Genomic DNA, 17,977 nt, shown 5'->3' on the forward strand with positions numbered 1-17,977 from the left:
CGACTGCCGGGTCCGTTACGGACGCAGGTTCGTCGCCGTGCACACCAGGATCGCCGCACCCTGCAGCGGATGGATCAGGTGCGCGTTGCGCAGTCGCTGCTGCAGATCGACCATGCACTGCACGTACTTGCCCGGGTTCTTCGCGGACGTCTTGCACAGGTTGTTCCACGCCTGCACGTTCGCGCCGACGATGAAACCACCCGGCTCGAGCACGTCGACAGTCGTGTTGCACTTGCCGATGCGCGCATCGCCGTTGTTCACCTTCCAGCCGATGTCGCGATACAGCGCCGGCGAGAGGTCGACGTTGTACTGCGCCTGCACCGTCGGCGTGTCGAACGGTTCCTGCAACGCGTTCGGCGACAGCGCGGTGTCGTAGTGCGAGAACGTCGAGCCCGCGGCGACGACGGACGGCGCGTACAGGCGCACGCGACCGGTGTCGTCGGCGCCCTGCAGCAGCACCGGATCGACATCGAAGGTCACGCTCACCGGCAGGTTCGCCTTGAACGTGTTGCCGTCGGCCAGGGTGATGCGGATCGCCGGGATCGTGATGTTAGGATCGCTGCCGCCCAGGTCCGGCGGCGGGCTGCCCGCGGCGTTGTCGGCCACGACCATCGCGATGCCGCCGGCGGCCTGCACGTTCGCGGCCTTCACCACGAAGCCACAGGTGCCGCGATCGACCAGCACGATCTTGCCGGCCACCGCCGCGGCGTTGGTCAGCGGCGTGCACGCGTCGCCCGTGGTCGGGCCGGCCGCGTTGGCTTCATCCACGCCGAGCACCACCTGCCCGGTGAAGTTCGCCGGCGTCGCCACGGGGCCGAAGCTCGCCGTGCCGTAGAGGTAACGCCCGGCGATGCCCGCCGGCGCCGTCACGGTGAAGTACTGGCGGTTGTCGAGCACGAGCGCCGCTTCGTTCTTCACGCGCTGGCCGGACCACACCAGGCGACCGGACGTCTTCATCACTTCGGCACGCTGCGCCGGCGTGCTGGCCGGATCGTTGAAACCGATGTTCAGCACGTTGTCGTACGCGTACTGCGTGTAGGTGTCCGAACGCGGACCGGTGCCGTCGAAGTCGCCGAACTGGCCGGTGAACTTGTCCAGGAAGCCCTGGAAGCCCAGGCCGTGCCCGATTTCGTGCATCACCACGTTGAGGAAGTTGATCGAGCCCGCCGGCGTCTTGCCGTCGAGGCCGTAGTACCACGTCGTGCCGGCCAGGCAGTCGGGCTTGCCGAGGTCGCCGTTGAAGCGCGACACGATGTCGGCCGGATCGTCCGGCACCGGGTCCAGGTCGACGCCGGCGATCGAGTCGGCGAGCGCGGCGTGGTACCAGATGCCCGGACGCGGCGCGTTCGGGAAATCGCGATCGATCCAGTTCGCGCCGGCCGAGCCGAGCGTCGCGCCGGTGGCGGTGCAGTTCAGGCGCTGGAACGAGGCGCCGACCTTGATCGGCACGTCGCTCTTGAGCACCGCGCCCCACAGGTCCATCGCGAAGCGGTAGACGATCTGGCGCTGCTGGCCGACCGTCGTGCCCGGATTCAGACCGACCGGCGTGGCGGCCGTGGGATCGTCCAGGCCCAGGCCGGTGCCGGCATCGCCGTTGAGCAGCATCAGCTGCGCGGCCGAGGCGTTGAATGCGAATGCGCTGCCGAGGGCGAGCGCGCAGGCGAGAAGATGCTTTCTCATTTCAGCAGCTCCTCGTTGTGGGCTTCGACAGAATCGTTCGACGGTTCGGCGTGGTCGACGACGAGCTGGCCCGATGCGTCGCGATGCGCGACGACGGTGCTCATCATCGATTCGGGAACCTTCACCGACACGCCGCCGTGCGCGGCCTTGCGCACCGTCGAACGTGCGGCGGCGGCGTCGCGCGGCGCGGCGAACGTCTTCGCCATGCCCGGCGCGATCTTCGCCTGCTGACCCTGCGTCAGCGCCTGGTCCAGCTGCGCGCTCTCGCTGGCGGTGAGCGGACGAAGGCGCCCGGTTTCCGCGTCGATGCCGACCTTCACGCCGGCGACGGTTACTTGATGCGTGGACTGCGGTTCTGCGGCGTGGACACTGAAGCACAATCCAAGCGCTACACCGGACAACCAAAGCGCGGATCCGATCCTTTTCATGGGTCACGTCCCGATCTGAAGGTGATATGCCCCCGGCCGGTTCCGCCCTCGCGATGGCCATCGCGAAGAACCGGCAGTGGGGATTGGGTATGGGCTTCCCCCTTCAGCCCAGGCCGACTATGCGCCTGCTTCCACGCACGCGACAAGCTTGCGCCGCAACATCGCGCGGCCCACGTATTCAGCGGAAAAATGCGGCCATGCATGCGTGCGCGTACGGACCGCGCATGTGAAGGACGTCGTCACGCGCGCCTCGGCGGACGCGCGCGCGGATGCTCAGATGATGCCGCCGCCGATGCCCAGTCGCACGATGCCGACGAGGATCACGATGCCGTTGAGCACCAGCCCCGTCTTCGCGCGACCGCGGTTGCCCGGACTGGTGAACGCGATGCCGATGGCCGCGATGATCGCGCCGACGGACGCGAACGGAATCAGCAGCCAGTTGCCCCATCCCAGCAGCGGAATCAGCGCGATGACCATCCAGATCATGGCGACGATGCCCCAGAGCAGGCTGATCAGACCCATTGCGGTGACTCCTTGTGGTTGGCGGGCGTGCGTGCGACAGGCGCAGCGATGTGGAGCTTAGTGGGCGATGCGTCGCGGCGATAGCGCGGGGCGATGGAACGGGCGATTCGCGGAATGAAGTGCCGGTGGTGGAGTGCGAAGCGGCTTGAAGCCCCTCTCCCTTCGGGAGAGGGGTTGGGGTGAGGGGCAACGAAGCGGATGCGGCGACTGGCCGCTGCGTTACAGCGCTGCGCTGTTGCTTCGATCCGACGCAACGCAGGCTCGAACATCAAGATGGATTCCAGCGTTCGCTGGAATGACGGTGATCGTGGTTCGCCGTGATGAAAGTGCCCGGGCGTTACGGGCCTGGGTCCCGGCCTTCGCCGGGATGACGGTTTGAAGCCCCTCTCCCTTCGGGAGAGGGGTTGGGGTGAGGGGCAACGAAGCGGATGCGGTGACTGGCCGCTGCGTTACAGCGCTGCGCTGTTGCTTCGATCCGACGCAACGCAGGCTTCGAAAATCAACATGGATTCCAGCGTTCGCTGGAATGACGGTGATCGTGGTTCGCCGTAGTGAGGGTGCCCGGGCGTTACGGGCCTGGGTCCCGGCCTTCGCCGGGATGACGGCTTCGGCGAAGCTGCTGCGAATCACGAATCACAAACAAAACCCTACCCATGCGCCCCATCGATCTCAACGCGCAACTCGCGACGGCACACGGCCGCGTGCAACACGACGCGTGGGACTTCCGGCGGCAGGCGTTCGTCGAGCGCACGCGACACGATCTCGAGTTCGTCGCGGTCGCGTACGTACACCTTCAGCGGCGAATGCGCGCCGAAGCGGGCCGGCAGCGACGGCCATTGCGCGCGGGCGGCGGCAATGAGGCTGTCGAAGTTCGCCAGCGTTTCGTCCAGCTGCGTCGCCACCGAGTCGGCGTGCTGCGACTCGTGGCCGACGATGGCCGCCGTGCCCGACAGCATCAGCGGCATCGTGCTGCCGGCCGGCGGCAGCATCGCGCGGGCGAAGCTCGGCGGCTGCGGCCCGTACTGGCGCGGGTAGCGGTAGGCGCTGATCTGGCGCGGATTCTCCAGCGGCGTGCCCGGCACGCGCGAAGCGAGCCAGTACACCTGCAGGCGTCGCGGCGCGCCTTCCGGATTGACCTGGCCGATGGCGGTAGCCGCGGGCAGCGTGTGCGGATCGACCTCGCCCAGTCCGCGCGCGCGACCGACGCAGAACTGCCGGTAACGCTCCATGTCGCCTTCGCCGACGGTGATGCCGTCCAGGTAGTTCCACACGCGCAGCAGGTGCGGCGTGCCGCGCTGCTGCACGAATTCGATCAGCCGGCGATACAGGCGATCGGCGGTGGCCTCGATGTCCGAACCGCGACGCGTGGGATCGGCTTCGCCCTCGTCCAGTTCGATCGCGCCGAACAGCAGCGCCCCGTCGTCGGCCCACGCGACGTCGCCGTCGCGACCGCGCTGCACCGGGCCGCCCGCGCGCCAGACTTCCAGCGGCGCATCGCCGTGCGGCTCCAGCGCGACGCGCAGGTAACGCGGGTCGTCGTGGTGCGGCGCCTTCGTGCCGAACGCGATGACCGCCAGCACGTCGGGCTGCACGAGCACAGACTCCGGCGTCGCGTGCACGTATTCCACCGACCAGCGCGGCTCGTGGAAGGGCATGGGATGCACCGCGCTCACTGCGCGCGCTCCGGTCCCGGCTGCAGCGTGTCGGCGGCGCCGTGCAGGCCGACGTCCACGCCGACCTGGCGGCGCCGTTTCAGCCAGCCGCGCAGCGCGAGCGGCGCCATGCGGATCGCCGTCACGTTGTAGATGAAGCGGAACAGGCGCAGGCGCTTGAGCACTTCGGGGTTGTCGAACACGTCGCCGGCGAGCATCGAGATCACCGCCTGTTCCACCTGCCATACATTGCGCGGATGGTTGAACAGGTGGCGCATCACCGGCGTGGTGAAGCGGTAGATGAACCACTGGAAGTGCTTGAGTCCGCGCTTCAGGCGCGTGTCCATCTCGCGTTGCAGTGCGGCTTCGCGCGCGGGATCGCGCAGCGCGCCGTCGACCACCTGCGCGGCCTGCTCGGCGCTGTTCATGCCCAGGTACACGCCGGAGGAGAACACCGGATCGACGAACGCGTACGCGTCGCCGACCATCACCCAGCCCGGCCCGTGCATGCGCTCGCAGGTGTACGAGTAGTTGCCGGTGACGTGCACCGGCGCGACGCGCTGGGCGTTGGCCATGCGCTTTTTCACCTGCGGCTCGGACGCCAGCGTCTTCATGAGGAACGCTTCGTTCTCGCCGCGGCGCTGCTTGAGGTATTCGGGGAAACACACCGCGCCCACGCTCATCACGCCGTCGCGCAACGGAATCAGCCACATCCAGCCGTGCGCGAAGCGCTGCACGGTGATGTTGCCGGCGTCCTCGCCGTCGCGGCGCTCCACGCCGGTGAAGTGGCTGAAGATCGCCGCCGACTGGTGCAGCGCGTTCTTCTTCTTGAGCTTGAGCTGGTTGCCGAAGAACGTGTCGCGGCCGCTCGCATCGACGATGTAGCGCGCGCGCACCGTGAACGCGTTGCCCTGCGCATCGCGTGCATGCGCGATCGACGGCCGGCCGTCGCTGCCGAATTCCACGCGTTCGACCTTGTGCTTCTCGCGCGCGTCCACGCCATTGGCCTGCGCGTTGCGGAACAGCAACTGGTCGAACTCCTCGCGCTTGACCTGGTAGGCGTAACCGAACGCGGGGTTGAGCGCGCGCTCGAAGCGGAAGGTGTTGTACTGGTCGGCGCCCTCGTTGTCCGGCGCCATCGGCGTGCCGTCGTCGTTGACGATCGGGAACTCCGCGCCGGGCTTGAAGGTGCCGATGGCCTTCACCTGGTCGAGCACGCCCAGGCGTTCGAGGATCGGCAGGTTCATCGGCAGCAGCGATTCGCCGATGTGGAAGCGCGGGTGCGCGTCCTTCTCCAGCAGCAGGACGCTCCAGCCCTTGCGGGCGAGCATCGTGGCGGCGGTGGTGCCGGCGGGGCCGCCGCCGATCACCAGCACGTCGGCCTGCAATGCTGTCGGGGTGTCGGTGGGCGAGTTCAGCTCGGCCGGCGAGGCGCTTGCGCGGCCGGGCCCTGGGACGGTGTCGGTCATGCGCCAATCATAAGGGAAGGGCCGCGTCCGCCCCGTGGAACGGGCCGGGCCGGCGGCACGGCGCCGCGGGGCGCCGCCGCCCGGCCCGGACGGTTGCGCGCGACGCGCCGATGCCGGATCGTGGCGTCCCTCGATATGCCTTGTAGCGGAAATCCCGATGTCTGAACAAAGTCCCGTCGAACGCGAACTGGCGGAGCTGCTGGTCGAAAGCCTGAACCTCGAGGACGTCGCCCCGGGCGAGATCGACCCGGAAAGCCCGCTGTTCGGCGAAGGCCTGGGCCTGGATTCGATCGACGCGCTGGAACTGGCGCTGGCGATCTCCGGCAAGTACGGCTTCCAGCTGCGTTCGGACAGCGACGAGAACCGTCGCATCTTCGCCTCGCTGCGCGCGCTGGCCGCGCACATCGAACAGCGCCGCGCGGCGTGAGCGCCGCCTGGGCGCGCGACGGCATGGCATCGGCCGTGGTTCGCGCCATTCCCGCCATCGCGCTGGCCGTCGCGTACCCGCTGCTGGCGCACTGGGCCACGCACGACGGCGGCGGCGTGCCGGCCGCCATCGCGATGGCCGACCTGGTCGCGCTGTGCCTGGTCGCCCCGCTGATGCACGGCCAGGCGTGGGCCTGGGCCGTGCTCGTCGCGTGCGGCGCCGCGCTGGCGTGGCTCGCGCAGACGCCGTACGCGCAGATGCTGCTGCTGGCTCCGCCGATGCTGTTCGTGGGCTTCGTGGCGTGGATGTTCTGGCGCAGCCTGCGAGCGCCGCGCGAGGCGCTGATCACGCGGATCGTCGCGGCGATGGAAGGCTGCGAGCCGGCCACGCTGCCGGCGCCGCTGTACCGCTATTCCCGCCAGCTGACTGCCGCGTGGGCCTATGTCCTGGCCGCGCTGGCGATCGCCAACGGCGTGCTGGCGTTGATCGCCGTGCCCGACGGCGTGCTCGTGCGCCTGGGGCATCCCTCGCCGGTTTCCATCGGCCAGGAGGCGTGGTCGCTGTTCGCCAACCTGCTCAACTACGGCATCGTCGGCGGCTTCTTCGTCGGCGAATACATGCTGCGGCGCTGGCTGTTCCCGCATCGCCCGTACCGGCATTTCTTCGATTTCCTGCGGCAGATGGCGGCGCTGGGGCCGCGGTTCTGGCGTGGATTGTTCGACTAGCCCGGTATCCTGAGCGCACCTTCGCGCAGCCGCCGCCACGCATGGACTTCACCATTTCCGCCGACCATCCCAGCCTGCCCGGGCATTTCCCCGGTCGGCCGCTGGTGCCCGGCGTGGTCGTGCTGGAGCGCGTGGTCGAGGCGATCGAAGCCGCGCACGGCCCGCTGCGCGCATTGCGCCTGCCGCAGGTGAAGTTCCTGCAGCCGCTGCTGCCGGGCGAGAGCGCGCGCATCGAACTCGACGGCGCTGCGCCGCGCTGGCGCTTTCGCGTGCTGCGCGAGGCGACGCTGATCGCCAGCGGCGAGATCCTCGCGCACGACGCCGGGGCCGCGGCATGAGTTCGCACTGGAAACAGCGCCCCGAAGGCGGCGGCTACGTCGCGCTGTGGATCATCCGCAGCATCGCGCGTTATGGCGGCCGCCCGGTCGCGCGCCTGTGCCTGTACCCGATCACGCTGTATTTCCTGTTCGTGCGCGGACCCGAACGCCGCGCCTCGCGCGCCTACCTGTCCCGTGTGCTCGATCGCACGCCCACGCTGTGGGACGTCGCGCGCCATATCCACACCTTCGCCGCCACGATCCTCGATCGCGTGTTCCTGCTCAGCGGGCAGCTGTCGCGTTTCGATATCGCCACCGTCGGCCTGCCGGCGCTGGCCGCACGCGTGGACCGCGGCGAAGGCGTGCTGATCTTCGGTTCCCACCACGGCAGCTTCGACGCGCTGCGCGTGCTTTCGCTCACCCGTCCCGCGCTGCGCGTGCGCATCGTGCTCGACGTCGCGCACAACCAGGCCATCACGCGCCTGCTCGACGCGCTCAACCCGCAGCTCGCGCGCGACGTCATCGACGCCGGGCAGGACGGCGTGTCGATCGTGCTGGCGATCCAGGAAGCGCTCGCGCGCGGCGAGCTCGTCGCGCTGCTGGTCGATCGCGCCGAAGCCGGCGATGCCACGGTGCGCGTGCCGTTCCTCGGGCGCGATGCGGCGCTGCCGTCGGGCCCGTGGTCGCTCGCCGCCACGCTGAAGGTGCCGATCATGCTGGCGTTCGGGCTGTATCGCGGCAATAACCGCTACGAGCTGGTGTTCGAGGAATTCAGCGACGGGCTCGACATCCCGCGCCGGCAGCGCGGCGAACGGATCGCCGCACTCGTGCGCGAGTACGCCGCGCGCCTGCAGCACCACGTGCGCCGCGCGCCCTACAACTGGTTCAACTTCTACGATTTCTGGCAGGGCGACGATGCAGCGGACGACTCCTCACTCACGCACCTGGGCGAGGCGACTGGCGCCGGCGCTGCTGCTGTCCAGCGCGGCGATCTGCGCCGCGCCGGCTGACGCGCCGGTCGAGGCCGACTGGATCCTGGCGAAGATCGCGCGCCCCGCGCCGGCGCGCACGCCCTTCGTCGAAGTGCGCGGTTCGAAACTGCTGAAGACGCCGCTGCGCCTCACCGGCGAGTACCGCCGTCCCGACGCCGACACGCTCGTGCGCGAAGTGCGCTCGCCGTATGCCGAAACCACGACGCTGCACGCCGGCGAGGCGACCATCGAACGCGCCGGGCAATCGCCGCGCACGTTCTCGCTCTCGCGCGTGCCGGAACTGGCCGGCCTGCAGAACAGCTTCGGCGCGCTGCTCGGTGGCGACCACGCCTCGCTGCAGGCGCATTACCGCCTGCAGGCCGACGGCACGCGCCAGCGCTGGACGCTGACGATGACGCCGAAGGACGCCGCGCTCGCGTCGAAACTGCACGCGATCCAGCTGTTCGGCCGCGGCGCGGAACTGCGCTGCATCCAGACGCGTCCGGCCGGCAAGGGCGACGTGCAGCGCACGCTGCTCGCCGGCGCGGCGCAGGACGCGGCCAGGGCTACCGACGCCGCCGCGCTCGCCGCCCTGTGCGAAGGCGCGCCCGCACGATGAGCGGACGACCGATGAGCGCGACGCGCCGGCTCGCGCTGGCGCTGCTGTGGCTGGCGCTGCTCGCGCTGCTCGCGTTGTTCGTCGCGCCGCGCGTGCAGCTCAGCGGGGACCTGCGCAAGTTCATGCCGGCGCCGCAGACGCCGGCGCAGAAGCTGCTCATCGACGAACTCGGCGAAGGTCCGGGCTCGCGCCTGCTGCTGCTTTCGCTGTCGGGCGAGGCGCCACAGACGCTCGCGGCGCAATCGCAGGCGCTGCGCGAGCGCCTGCTCGCCACGCGCGTCGGCGTGGACGTGCCGTTCAAGCTCGTGGCGAACGGCGCCGACCTCGGGCTCGACGCGATCCCGCCGCGCCTGCGTCCGTACCGCTACCTGCTGTCGCCGACGCTCGACACGCAGCGCTTCGATGCCGCATTCCTGCGCGGCGAGCTCGACGCGCGCGTGCAGGATCTCGGTTCGCCCGCGGCGGCGATGATCGAACCGCTGCTGCCGTCCGACCCGACGCTGGAAACGCTGAAGCTCGCGCAGGCGTGGCAACCGGCGAATGCGCCGCAACGGCTGCACGGCGTGTGGTTCGATCGTGCAGGACGCCAAGCGCTGCTTGCGATCGAAACGCATGCGGCCGGCTTCGATCCGGAAGGCCAGCAGATCGCCGTCGACGCGATCCACGCCGCGTTCGATGCGGTGCGTGGGAACTCGAAAACCGCGCTGACATTGACAGGTCCCGGCGCGTTCTCCGTCGAGATCGGCGGACGCACCGCGCGCGAGGCGAGCCTGATCGGCACCATCGATTCGCTGGTGTTCGTGCTGCTGCTGTGGATCGCGTACCGCAGCTGGAAGGCGCCGCTGCTGGGCGGCCTGCCCCTGGCGAGTGCGGGCCTCGCGGGCCTTGGCGCCGTGGCGCTCGCGTTCGATGGCGTGCACGGCATCACCGTCGCGTTCGGCTTCACGCTGATCGGCGTGGTGCAGGACTATCCGATCCATCTGTTTAGTCACCAACGCGCCGGCGTGTCGCCGTGGGCGAGTGCGCGCGCGCTGTGGCCGACGCTGGGCACGGGCGTCGCCTCGACGTGCATCGCCTACGCGACCTTCCTCGTTTCCGGCGTCGATGGCCTGCAGCAGCTCGCGGTGTTCACGGTCGTCGGCCTGGCGACGGCGGCGCTCGCGACGCGTTTCCTGCTGCCGGCGCTGATCGATCCGTCGCCGCACGATGCCGCCGATTCGCGCTGGCTCGCGCGTTACTGGAACGCGCTGGCGCGCTGGCCGCGCATGAACGCGCTTTCCGCGGGCATTGTCGCCGCGATCGCTGCCCTCGTCGTGGCGTTCGCGCCGGGCACGTTCTGGCAGAACGACCTCGCGCGACTTACGCCGGTGCCGTCGGCCGCGCTGGCGCAGGACGCGCAATTGCGTGCCGAACTCGGCGCGCCGGACGTGCGTTACGTGATCGCGCTGCAGTCGCGCGACGCCGAACAGGCGTTGCAGTCGTCCGAACGCATGCTCGGTGCGCTCGAGGACCTGCGCGCGAAGGGCGTCATCGGCGGATTCGATCTCGCCGCGCGCTACCTGCCGAGTGCGGCGACGCAACGCGCGCGCCAGGAAAAGCTGCCGACCGACGCCGAATTGCGCACCGCATTGGCCGATGCGATGGCCGGCGGCGCATTCAACGACGACGCCTTCGACGACTTCGTGCGCGACATCGCCACGGCGCGCGCCGCACCGCCGATCACGACGGCCGATCTGGCCGGAACGCCGCTGGCGGCGAGCACCGAAGGCCTGCTGCTGCAGCGCGAAGGCCACGCCATCGCGCTCGTCGCGCTGTCCGGATTGCGCGATCCCGCCGCCGTCGCGCGCGTGGCGCACGCCAACGGCGCGCAGCTGCTCGACCTGAAGCAGGCGTCCGAATCGCTCGTCGCGCAGTATCGCGAACGCGTGCTGTGGGCACTGGCGCTCGCCGCGGTGCTGCTCGCCGCGGCCGTGTGGTTCGCGCTGCGCTCGCCGCGTCGCGTGCTGCGCGTGCTCGCGCCGATGGCGTTGACGACACTGCTGATCCTCGCCGTGCTGCGCGCGTTCGGCGTCGAACTGAACCTCTTCCACCTGGTGTCGCTGATCCTCGCGGCGGGGCTGGGCCTGGATTACGCGCTGTTCTTCGACCACGCCGGCGACGATCGCGCCGAACAGCTGCGCACGCTGCACGCGGTGATCGTGTGCAGCCTGACCACGTTGCTGGTGTTCGCGTTGCTCGCGCTGTCGAGCATTCCGGTGCTGCGCGCCATCGGCGGCACGGTCGCGCTCGGCGTGGCGTTCAACTTCGTGCTGGCGCTGCTGATCGTGCGCGAACCCGTGAGGGAAGCGGCGTGACGGCGGCGACCATCGCGCGCGAGGAGGTCCTCACGCTCGTGCCGCATGGCGGCGCGATGTGCCTGTGGGATGAAGTGGTCGAGTTCGACGCGCAGTCGATCCGGCTGCGCGCGTTCAACCATCGCGACGTCGCGCATCCGCTGCGACATCGCGACCGGCTGCACGCCGTGCACCTGGGCGAATACGGCGCGCAAGCGATGGCCGTGCACGGCGGGCTGCTCGCGCGTGCGGCGGGCGAGGGCGTGCGGCCCGGCATGCTCGTCGCGCTGCGCGACCTTGTGCTGCAGGTCGATCGCATCGACGATCTCCCCGGCGCCATCGACGTGCACGCGCAATGCCTGATGGCCGACGCGTCCGGCAGCCAGTACCGTTTCCTCATCACGCACGACGGCGCGACGCTTGCGAGCGGCCGCGCCGCGGTGCTGCATTCGCTTTCCGGAGAGTCCGCATGAGCGCACGCAAACCCACCGGCCCGCGTCGCGCGCTGGTCACCGGCGGCAGCGGCGACATCGGCGGCGCGATCTGCCGCCGCCTGGCCGCCGACGGCTGCGAGGTGATCGTGCACGCCAACCGCAACGTCGAGCGCGCGCAGGCGGTGGTCGACGCCATTGGCGCGGCAGGCGGATCGGCGCAGGCGGTCGCATTCGACGTGGCCGATGCGCAGGCGTCGCAGGCTGCGATCGCGACGCTGCTCGACGCTGGCCCGATCCAGATCGTCGTCAACAACGCCGGCGTGCACGACGACGGCCCGATGGCCGGCATGAGCGAGGCGAAGTGGAAGCGCGTGGTCGACGTGTCCCTTCACGGTTTCTTCCATGTCACCCAGCCGCTGCTGCTGCCGATGGCGCGCACGCGCTGGGGCCGCGTGGTCAGCGTGTCGTCGGTGGCGGCGGTGCTGGGCAACCGGGGCCAGGCGAACTACGCCGCGGCCAAGGCGGCGCTGCACGGCGCGACCAAGTCGCTGGCGCGCGAGATGGGCAGCCGCGGCATCACCTGCAACGTGGTGGCGCCAGGCGTGATCGAGGGCCGCATGGCCGACGCGGCCTTCCCGGCGGAGGCCATCAAACAGCTGGTCCCCGCCGGCCGCCCCGGCCAGCCGGACGAGGTCGCCGCGCTGATCGGGTTCCTGTGCTCGGACGGCGCCGCCTACATCAACGGGCAGGTGATCGGCATCGACGGCGGGATGACCTGAACGGACGGCGGCGTCGTTCGCTTCCGCACGACCGCCCGTGTCGTAGGATCGCCGCAACCCAACACGGAGGCGCCGCCATGCGCCGCATCGCTTCGATCCTTGCCGCACTCGCACTGGCCGCGCTGGCCGGCTGTTCGTCCACCTCGCAGCTGGTCACCGGCACGCCGCGCACGCCGATCGACCCGTCGCAGGTGCGCGTGTACTACACGCCGCCGCCGGGCGGTTTCGAGGAAATCGCGCGCCTGGAGACGGCCAGCGGCAGCTTCACCTACGGCGAGCAGAACAAGCTGAACGACGTGATCGCCAAGCTGCGCGCCGAGGCCGCGAAGCTGGGCGCCAACGGCGTGCTGTTCATGGGCACGCAGGACACGGGCGGCGGCAGCAGCGTGGGCGTCGGCGTGGGCGGCGGCAGCTACGGCGGCTACCACGGCGGCAATTTCAGCTCCGGCGGCATCGGCGTGAACATCTCGCCGACCAAGAAGTTCGCGCAGGCCGTGGCCATCTACGTCGCCAACCCGCCGCCTGCCACCGCGCCGCAGACGCCTCCGCCGGCCGCGCCGCCGGCGCAACCGGTGAAGTGAGTCGAGCGTGACCTCATCCCCGCGAAAGCGGGGATGATGCTTTTGGGGGCGACGCGGCTACGACGAGCGCGTCTGCACCACGCCCATCGGCGGCGGTGCGAACTCGCCCGTCGGGTCGTCGATCACGACCGGGTTCTCGCGGATCCGGCGATACATGTCCGGCACGCCGCCGCGCCGGAGCACGCCGAACACCACGTGCGAGGTGATACGCGAGAAATCGCGCAGCGGCTTGAAATGGCTCGGACGGAACTGCTCGTCGCTGTGCACGCATTTGTAGCGCGACTCGATCGGCACCGACACGCAGCGCGTGCCCAGCTGCTGCGCGGCGGAAATCAGGATCTGCGCCTCGAACACGAAGTCCTCGCCGGGCACGTCGGTAAGCGCGGCCACCGCTGCCGGATACAGGCGCTGCCCGCTCTGGCTGTCGGCGAGCTGGTACCCCGTGCCCCACGCGATGCCCCAGTCGGCGAACTCGTTGGCGAGGCGTCGATAGATCGGCTGCTGCGAACGGCGACGCAGGCGCGCGCCGATCACGATGTAACCCGGATGCCGGTTCGCCGCGGCGATCAGCCGCGGGATGTCGCTGGGCAGATGCTGCCCATCGCCGTCCATGCTGACGATGGCGCGCGCGCCCATGCGCAGCGAGTGCATGAAGCCGTCGCGCAGGCTCGCGCCCTTGCCCATGCGCGTTTCGTGGCGGATCACGGTCACCGGCAGGTCGGCGATGCGCTCGGCGGTGCCGTCGTCGGAACCGTCGTCGATCACCAGCACGCGCGGGCATTCGGCGAGCGCACCGATGACCACGTCGCGGATGCGCAGCGCTTCGTTCAGTGCGGGAATCACGACGATGACGTCGTCGCGGCTCAGGGTCGGATGGGTCACGGGGTCACCTCCACCAGCAGGTCGTGCGCAGCGCCGGCGGGCAACGCCGCCGTCCCTTCGCCGCGCGCGAGTACATCGAACAGGGGCAGCATCGGCGCCATCGCGTTGGCCGACGCGAAACGCGCCAGCGGACCGGTGGCGGGCGATTGCGTCGAGGCCGGCACCAGGCGCGCCTGCAGGCGTGGGCCGGCGCCGTCGCGCGACAGCACCAGCGCGCCGCCGAGCAGGCCTTCGCTCGGCGCCATCTTCGCCAACGGGCCCGCGGACTGGCCGTCGTAGGCCACCAGCAGCACGGCGTCGGCGTCATGCAGTTGCGTCAGCGCTTCGATCAACCCCTGGGCGAAGCTCGCCGTGTACGCGCTGACCGCGTTCGCCGGCTGCATCGCGCCGGTACCGATCGTCCAGTAACCGGCGGCGGCGTTGTGCACGGAGTTATGGAAACGCGTCGGCGACAACGCGCGCGGATCGGCCGCCAGCGTCGTGCACATGTAATCGGTGATCGCCAGTTCGCCGTGCGTGGAGGCGAACACCGACGGCAGCGATGCGGGGTCGCGCGACGCGGCTTCGCATGCGGCCATGGCGACTTCGAGCGCGATGGCGACGGTTTCCGGCGCGCGGCGGCGTTCGTTCGCGGGCAGCAGTTGCGGCGATGGACGCGATGGCGCATCCGGCGGCTGCGTGCCGCTGGCCGCGAATTCGCGCGCCGCCGTCCACGAGGGCAGTCCCCGCGTCCAGAAGCCGATGCCTTCGATCCTTGCTTCCAGACGGCTCATGCGCGACCGAACACCAGCGAGCAGTTGTTGCCGCCGAAACCGAAGGAATTGTTCATCGCGTAGCGGATCTGCGCGCGTTGCGACGCGAAGCGGATCTGCGGACCGCACGCGGGATCGGGCGTGTCGCTGCCGAGCGTGCCCGGCAGTTCGCCGCGTTCCAGCGCGATCAGCGCGATCGTCGATTCGACGATGCCCGCCGCGCCGAGCGTGTGCCCCGTCCAGCCCTTGGTCGAACTGGCGTGCAACGCGTCGGGGAAGACGGAGGCGACGGCGGCGGCTTCGACGGAATCGTTCGCCGGCGTGGCCGTGCCGTGCAGGTTGAGGTAACCGACCTCGTCCGCGTCGATGCCGGCGCGCGCGAGCGCATCGCGCATCGCCAGCCGTGCACCGAGGCCTTCCGGATGCGGCGAGGACATGTGGTGCGCGTCGCTGGATTCGCCATAGCCGCGCAACTGCAGGCCGGTGTCGCCCTCGCTCGCGCGTTCGAGCAGCGCGAAGCCGCCGGCCTCGCCGAGCGACAACCCGTTGCGCGTCGCATCGAACGGACGGCAGGGTTCGCTCGCCACCAGTTGCAGCGAATTGAAGCCGAACAGCACGCTGCCGCAGAGCGTGTCGACGCCGCCGACCAGCGCGGCGTCGGCCAGGCCGGCGTCGATCAGGCGCGCGGCCTGCGCGAACACCTTCGCGCTGGACGAGCACGCGGTCGCCACGGTGATGCACGGTCCACGCAGTCCGGTGGCCTGTTGCACGAACTCGCCCAGCGAATGCGGCGTGTGCACGTGCGGACGCGCGTAGGGCTCGGCGAACTCGCCGTCCTCCAGCGCGGTGTACGCCGCCTCGGTGCTGCCGATGCTGGACGTCGACGTGCCGACGATCACCGCGATGCGGTCGGCGCCGTGTCGCGCGACGGCGGCGTCGATCGCATCGCGCATGCCGTCCTGTTCCAGCGCGAGCCAGGCCAGGCGGTTGTTGCGCGAATCCCACGGCTCCAGCGCCGCGGGCAGGGCGATGGATTCGAGCCCGTCGACGCGGCCGATCCAGCAGTCCAGGCGCCCGGCATCGGCATCGCCGAAATCGTTCCGGCGCAGGCCGCTGCGGCCTTCCCGCAATGCCGTCGCCAGCGCATCCCGCCCGGGGCCGACGGCGCTGGTCGCGGTGCAGGCACGGATCGCGAGGGGCGACATGCGGCGGACGGTGGACGGCGGAAGCGTGGACGGCACGAAAGATTCCCGGGCGAAGGTCGCGAAAGTATAGCCAGCGGGGTGGTGACGGCCTCCGTGCGGGACCGTGGCGCCCCGCCGTATTCACGGGGCGTGGAGGGGATGTCGGATTGAGGTGAAGCGCCGATGTGCCCGGCGCTTCGCGCTTTGGTAGCCCGGGTAAGCGAAGCGCACCCTGGGCAGTGGCGCCGGGCACGTTCCCCGGGTGCGGCCTCCGGCCTTACCCGGGCTACCAGAGCAAAGACTCGGTGCCGCGAGCGCGGGCCACGTTTCGCGACCCAATCCCTCTCCCGGTAGGAGAGGGGCTGGCGCCGGGGCGGACTTACTTCTTCAACTGCGCCGGAATGAACTGCTCGCGCACCGCCTTCGCCAGCAGGTCCGGCGGGAGCAGGCCCTGGTCGAGCAGGAAGTTGTTGAACGCGAGGCGGTCGAACTTGTCGCCCAGCGCGATCTCGGTCTCCATGCGCAGTTCGAGGATGCGGGTGTAGCCGTAGAAATAGCTGCCCGCCTGGCCCGGCGTATTGAAGGTGTAGCGATCCAGTTCCTGCTTGGTCATCGCTTCGGACAGCCCGACCTTCTCGCGCAGGATCTTCCCGGCGGCTTCGCGATCGATCATGCCCAGGTTCAGCATCGGATCGAGCATCGCGCGCGCCGCGCGCATCAGGCGGAACTGCAGCGCGATCAACTGCCCGTCGAGCGGTTCGTACGGCACCATTTCGGCTTCGGCGTACAGCGCCCAGCCTTCCACGTTGACCGAATTGAACGCGAACATCGTGCGCGCCAGCGAGACGCCGCGCTCGACCATCGCGGTGAACTGCAGCTCGTGGCCTGGGCGGCCCTCGTGCGCGGACAGCGTCCAGCGCACCGCATCGAAGTTGAAGTCGTCGTACTGCAGCGCCTTGCCATCGGTGGTGGGCACGGACACCGGCAGGATGAACTGGCCCTGCTGGCCGGTGTTGCCGATCAACGGCGCCGGCAGGAAATGCGGTGCCGAGGTCTGCGCCGATTCGGCTTCGGACCCCAAACGCATCACCATCGGGCGGTTCGGCACGTCGACGATCTTCTCCTTGCGGATGATCGGATCGATCTGGTCGATCACCGCGCGATAGCGCGCTTCCAGCTGGTCGTTGGGCATGTTGCGCTTCTTCAGCGCGTTGATGACGGCCACGTAGTCGCGCGGGTTGGCGACGTCGAGGTCGTTCGCCTTCGCCACCAGCGGCGCGAGCTGCTGCGCGGCCGCGCGCGTCTCCATGAACTCGACCTGCGCGCGGCGGAGCAGCACCTTGGGATCGATGTCGATGCCGTACTGCTTGAGGCTGTTGGCGTACATCTCCGGCGGCAGCTTCGTGTCGGTGCGCGCGTTGGGCAGCACGTTCGCGCGCGCCCAGTCGCCGTACGCCTTGAGCTGCGTGTCCATGGCGGCGAGCGCGGGCTGCGCGCCTTCGACCTTGTACTTGGCGAACAGCTTGCGGATGCCGTCGGCGTAGGTGGCGATGTTGGTCAGCGCCTGCTCGACTTCGAGCTTCGTCGGCGGCACGAGCTTCGCATTCGCTGCGGCTTCGGTGTAGCGCGCCATCGCCAGTTCGGTCACCGGCGTCTTCTCGGCGCCCTGGCCGACGTAGTTCTGCAGGCGTTCCAGCGCCTTCGCGCGACGCTCCGGCGGCGTCTGGTCCGACAGCAGCGACTGCAGGCCGCCGAACATCGTCTGCGCGACGTCGCTCCACGGCAGCATCAGGCGCTGCGTGAGTTCGCTGGTGAGGATGTTGTCGTCGGCGGCCTGGATCATGATTTCCAGGTCCTGGCGCACGTTGGGGTCGCGTTCGGTGGCGAGCTTCGCCTTCAGCTCGTTACGTGCCTTCGCCGTCGCGGCGCGGAAGCGCTCCGCGTTCTGCGGCTTGAAGTCGGCGACGCGCTCGTCGTAGCCCGGCACGCCGAGGAACGACATGCCCTCCGGCGCGAACTCGGCCTGCGCCTTCACCAGGATGTCGGCGTATTCGTTGCTCTTGGCCACCCACGCCGGTGCAGGTTTGGCGGCGGCGGGCTTCGTCGCGGCGGGCTTGGCGGCCGGCTGCGCGGCGTGGGCGAGCAGCGGCGCGCCGATGGCGAGGGTGAGGGACAGGGCAATCGCGAGGGTCAGCGGCTTGGTCATGGGAGGCAATGTGTGG

The 17,977-nt window shown here is 69.9% G+C and carries 18 protein-coding genes; 9 read left to right on the forward strand and 9 right to left on the reverse strand.

Going from position 1 to position 17,977, the window contains the following annotated elements:
- Positions 1 to 15: 15 nt before the first annotated feature.
- From LA521A_RS01315 to LA521A_RS01335, 5 genes are all read right to left on the reverse strand, one after another.
- Positions 16 to 1,680, reverse strand: coding sequence for a PA domain-containing protein (locus LA521A_RS01315; protein ID WP_281780595.1), 1,665 nt, complete (start codon positions 1,678 to 1,680; stop codon positions 16 to 18).
- On the reverse strand, positions 1,677 to 2,000 hold the full coding sequence (locus LA521A_RS01320) for a post-PEP-CTERM-1 domain-containing protein (protein ID WP_281780596.1): 324 nt from the start codon (positions 1,998 to 2,000) through the stop codon (positions 1,677 to 1,679). The genes LA521A_RS01315 and LA521A_RS01320 overlap by 4 nt, the downstream gene beginning before the upstream one ends.
- Before the next feature lie 381 nt (positions 2,001 to 2,381).
- Complete coding sequence (locus tag LA521A_RS01325) at positions 2,382 to 2,630, reverse strand: hypothetical protein (RefSeq protein WP_281780597.1); 249 nt, start codon at positions 2,628 to 2,630, stop codon at positions 2,382 to 2,384.
- Positions 2,631 to 3,277: 647 nt separating this feature from the next.
- Positions 3,278 to 4,285 carry a chorismate transformation FkbO/Hyg5 family protein gene (locus LA521A_RS01330; RefSeq protein ID WP_281780598.1) on the reverse strand — a complete coding sequence of 336 codons (1,008 nt, stop codon included), beginning with the start codon at positions 4,283 to 4,285 and terminating at the stop codon, positions 3,278 to 3,280.
- A gap of 14 nt (positions 4,286 to 4,299) precedes the next feature.
- On the reverse strand, positions 4,300 to 5,751 hold the full coding sequence (locus LA521A_RS01335; RefSeq protein WP_281780599.1) for an NAD(P)/FAD-dependent oxidoreductase: 1,452 nt from the start codon (positions 5,749 to 5,751) through the stop codon (positions 4,300 to 4,302).
- Between the two features lie 157 nt (positions 5,752 to 5,908).
- Here LA521A_RS01335 and LA521A_RS01340 point away from each other — a divergent pair, with 157 nt between their 5' ends.
- The 9 genes from LA521A_RS01340 to LA521A_RS01380 all read left to right on the forward strand — a co-directional run bounded on the left by LA521A_RS01340 (position 5,909) and on the right by LA521A_RS01380 (position 12,937).
- Positions 5,909 to 6,178: an ApeE family acyl carrier protein gene (locus tag LA521A_RS01340; protein ID WP_281780600.1), complete on the forward strand. Its 270-nt coding sequence runs from the start codon at positions 5,909 to 5,911 to the stop codon at positions 6,176 to 6,178.
- A gap of 23 nt (positions 6,179 to 6,201) precedes the next feature.
- A complete protein-coding gene (locus LA521A_RS01345; RefSeq protein WP_281782155.1) occupies positions 6,202 to 6,903 on the forward strand; it encodes a COG4648 family protein in 702 nt (233 codons plus the stop codon).
- Positions 6,904 to 6,944: 41 nt separating this feature from the next.
- Positions 6,945 to 7,241 carry an ApeI family dehydratase gene (locus LA521A_RS01350; protein ID WP_281780601.1) on the forward strand — a complete coding sequence of 99 codons (297 nt, stop codon included), beginning with the start codon at positions 6,945 to 6,947 and terminating at the stop codon, positions 7,239 to 7,241.
- Positions 7,238 to 8,230, forward strand: a complete 993-nt coding sequence (locus LA521A_RS01355; protein ID WP_281780602.1) for a lysophospholipid acyltransferase family protein — start codon at positions 7,238 to 7,240, stop codon at positions 8,228 to 8,230. The genes LA521A_RS01350 and LA521A_RS01355 overlap by 4 nt, the downstream gene beginning before the upstream one ends.
- Positions 8,136 to 8,810 carry a LolA-related protein gene (locus LA521A_RS01360; RefSeq protein WP_281780603.1) on the forward strand — a complete coding sequence of 225 codons (675 nt, stop codon included), beginning with the start codon at positions 8,136 to 8,138 and terminating at the stop codon, positions 8,808 to 8,810. The genes LA521A_RS01355 and LA521A_RS01360 overlap by 95 nt, the downstream gene beginning before the upstream one ends.
- Positions 8,811 to 8,821: 11 nt before the next feature.
- Positions 8,822 to 11,164 carry an MMPL family transporter gene (locus LA521A_RS01365; RefSeq protein ID WP_281780604.1) on the forward strand — a complete coding sequence of 781 codons (2,343 nt, stop codon included), beginning with the start codon at positions 8,822 to 8,824 and terminating at the stop codon, positions 11,162 to 11,164.
- A gap of 56 nt (positions 11,165 to 11,220) precedes the next feature.
- Positions 11,221 to 11,616 (forward strand): hotdog family protein, encoded by a 396-nt coding sequence (locus tag LA521A_RS01370; protein WP_281782156.1) that lies wholly within the window; start codon positions 11,221 to 11,223, stop codon positions 11,614 to 11,616.
- Positions 11,613 to 12,356, forward strand: a complete 744-nt coding sequence (gene fabG, locus LA521A_RS01375; protein WP_281780605.1) for a 3-oxoacyl-ACP reductase FabG — start codon at positions 11,613 to 11,615, stop codon at positions 12,354 to 12,356. Before LA521A_RS01370 ends, fabG begins: the two co-directional genes overlap by 4 nt.
- A 77-nt stretch (positions 12,357 to 12,433) precedes the next feature.
- Complete coding sequence (locus LA521A_RS01380; protein ID WP_281780606.1) at positions 12,434 to 12,937, forward strand: DUF4156 domain-containing protein; 504 nt, start codon at positions 12,434 to 12,436, stop codon at positions 12,935 to 12,937.
- Positions 12,938 to 12,994: 57 nt separating this feature from the next.
- Here the strand turns inward: LA521A_RS01380 and LA521A_RS01385 are convergent, their stop codons facing one another.
- From LA521A_RS01385 to LA521A_RS01400, 4 genes are all read right to left on the reverse strand, one after another.
- Entirely contained in the window at positions 12,995 to 13,819 is an 825-nt protein-coding gene (locus LA521A_RS01385; RefSeq protein WP_281780607.1) for a glycosyltransferase family 2 protein, read from the reverse strand.
- Positions 13,816 to 14,592: a beta-ketoacyl synthase chain length factor gene (locus tag LA521A_RS01390; protein ID WP_281780608.1), complete on the reverse strand. Its 777-nt coding sequence runs from the start codon at positions 14,590 to 14,592 to the stop codon at positions 13,816 to 13,818. The genes LA521A_RS01385 and LA521A_RS01390 overlap by 4 nt, the downstream gene beginning before the upstream one ends.
- Positions 14,589 to 15,776, reverse strand: a complete 1,188-nt coding sequence (locus tag LA521A_RS01395) for a beta-ketoacyl-[acyl-carrier-protein] synthase family protein (protein ID WP_281782157.1) — start codon at positions 15,774 to 15,776, stop codon at positions 14,589 to 14,591. The genes LA521A_RS01390 and LA521A_RS01395 overlap by 4 nt, the downstream gene beginning before the upstream one ends.
- A 358-nt stretch (positions 15,777 to 16,134) precedes the next feature.
- Entirely contained in the window at positions 16,135 to 17,961 is a 1,827-nt protein-coding gene (locus LA521A_RS01400) for a DUF885 domain-containing protein (RefSeq protein WP_281780609.1), read from the reverse strand.
- Positions 17,962 to 17,977 lie beyond the last annotated feature (16 nt).

The organism is Lysobacter auxotrophicus (assembly GCF_027924565.1).
GTDB classification, from domain to species: Bacteria; Pseudomonadota; Gammaproteobacteria; order Xanthomonadales; family Xanthomonadaceae; genus Lysobacter_J; species Lysobacter_J auxotrophicus.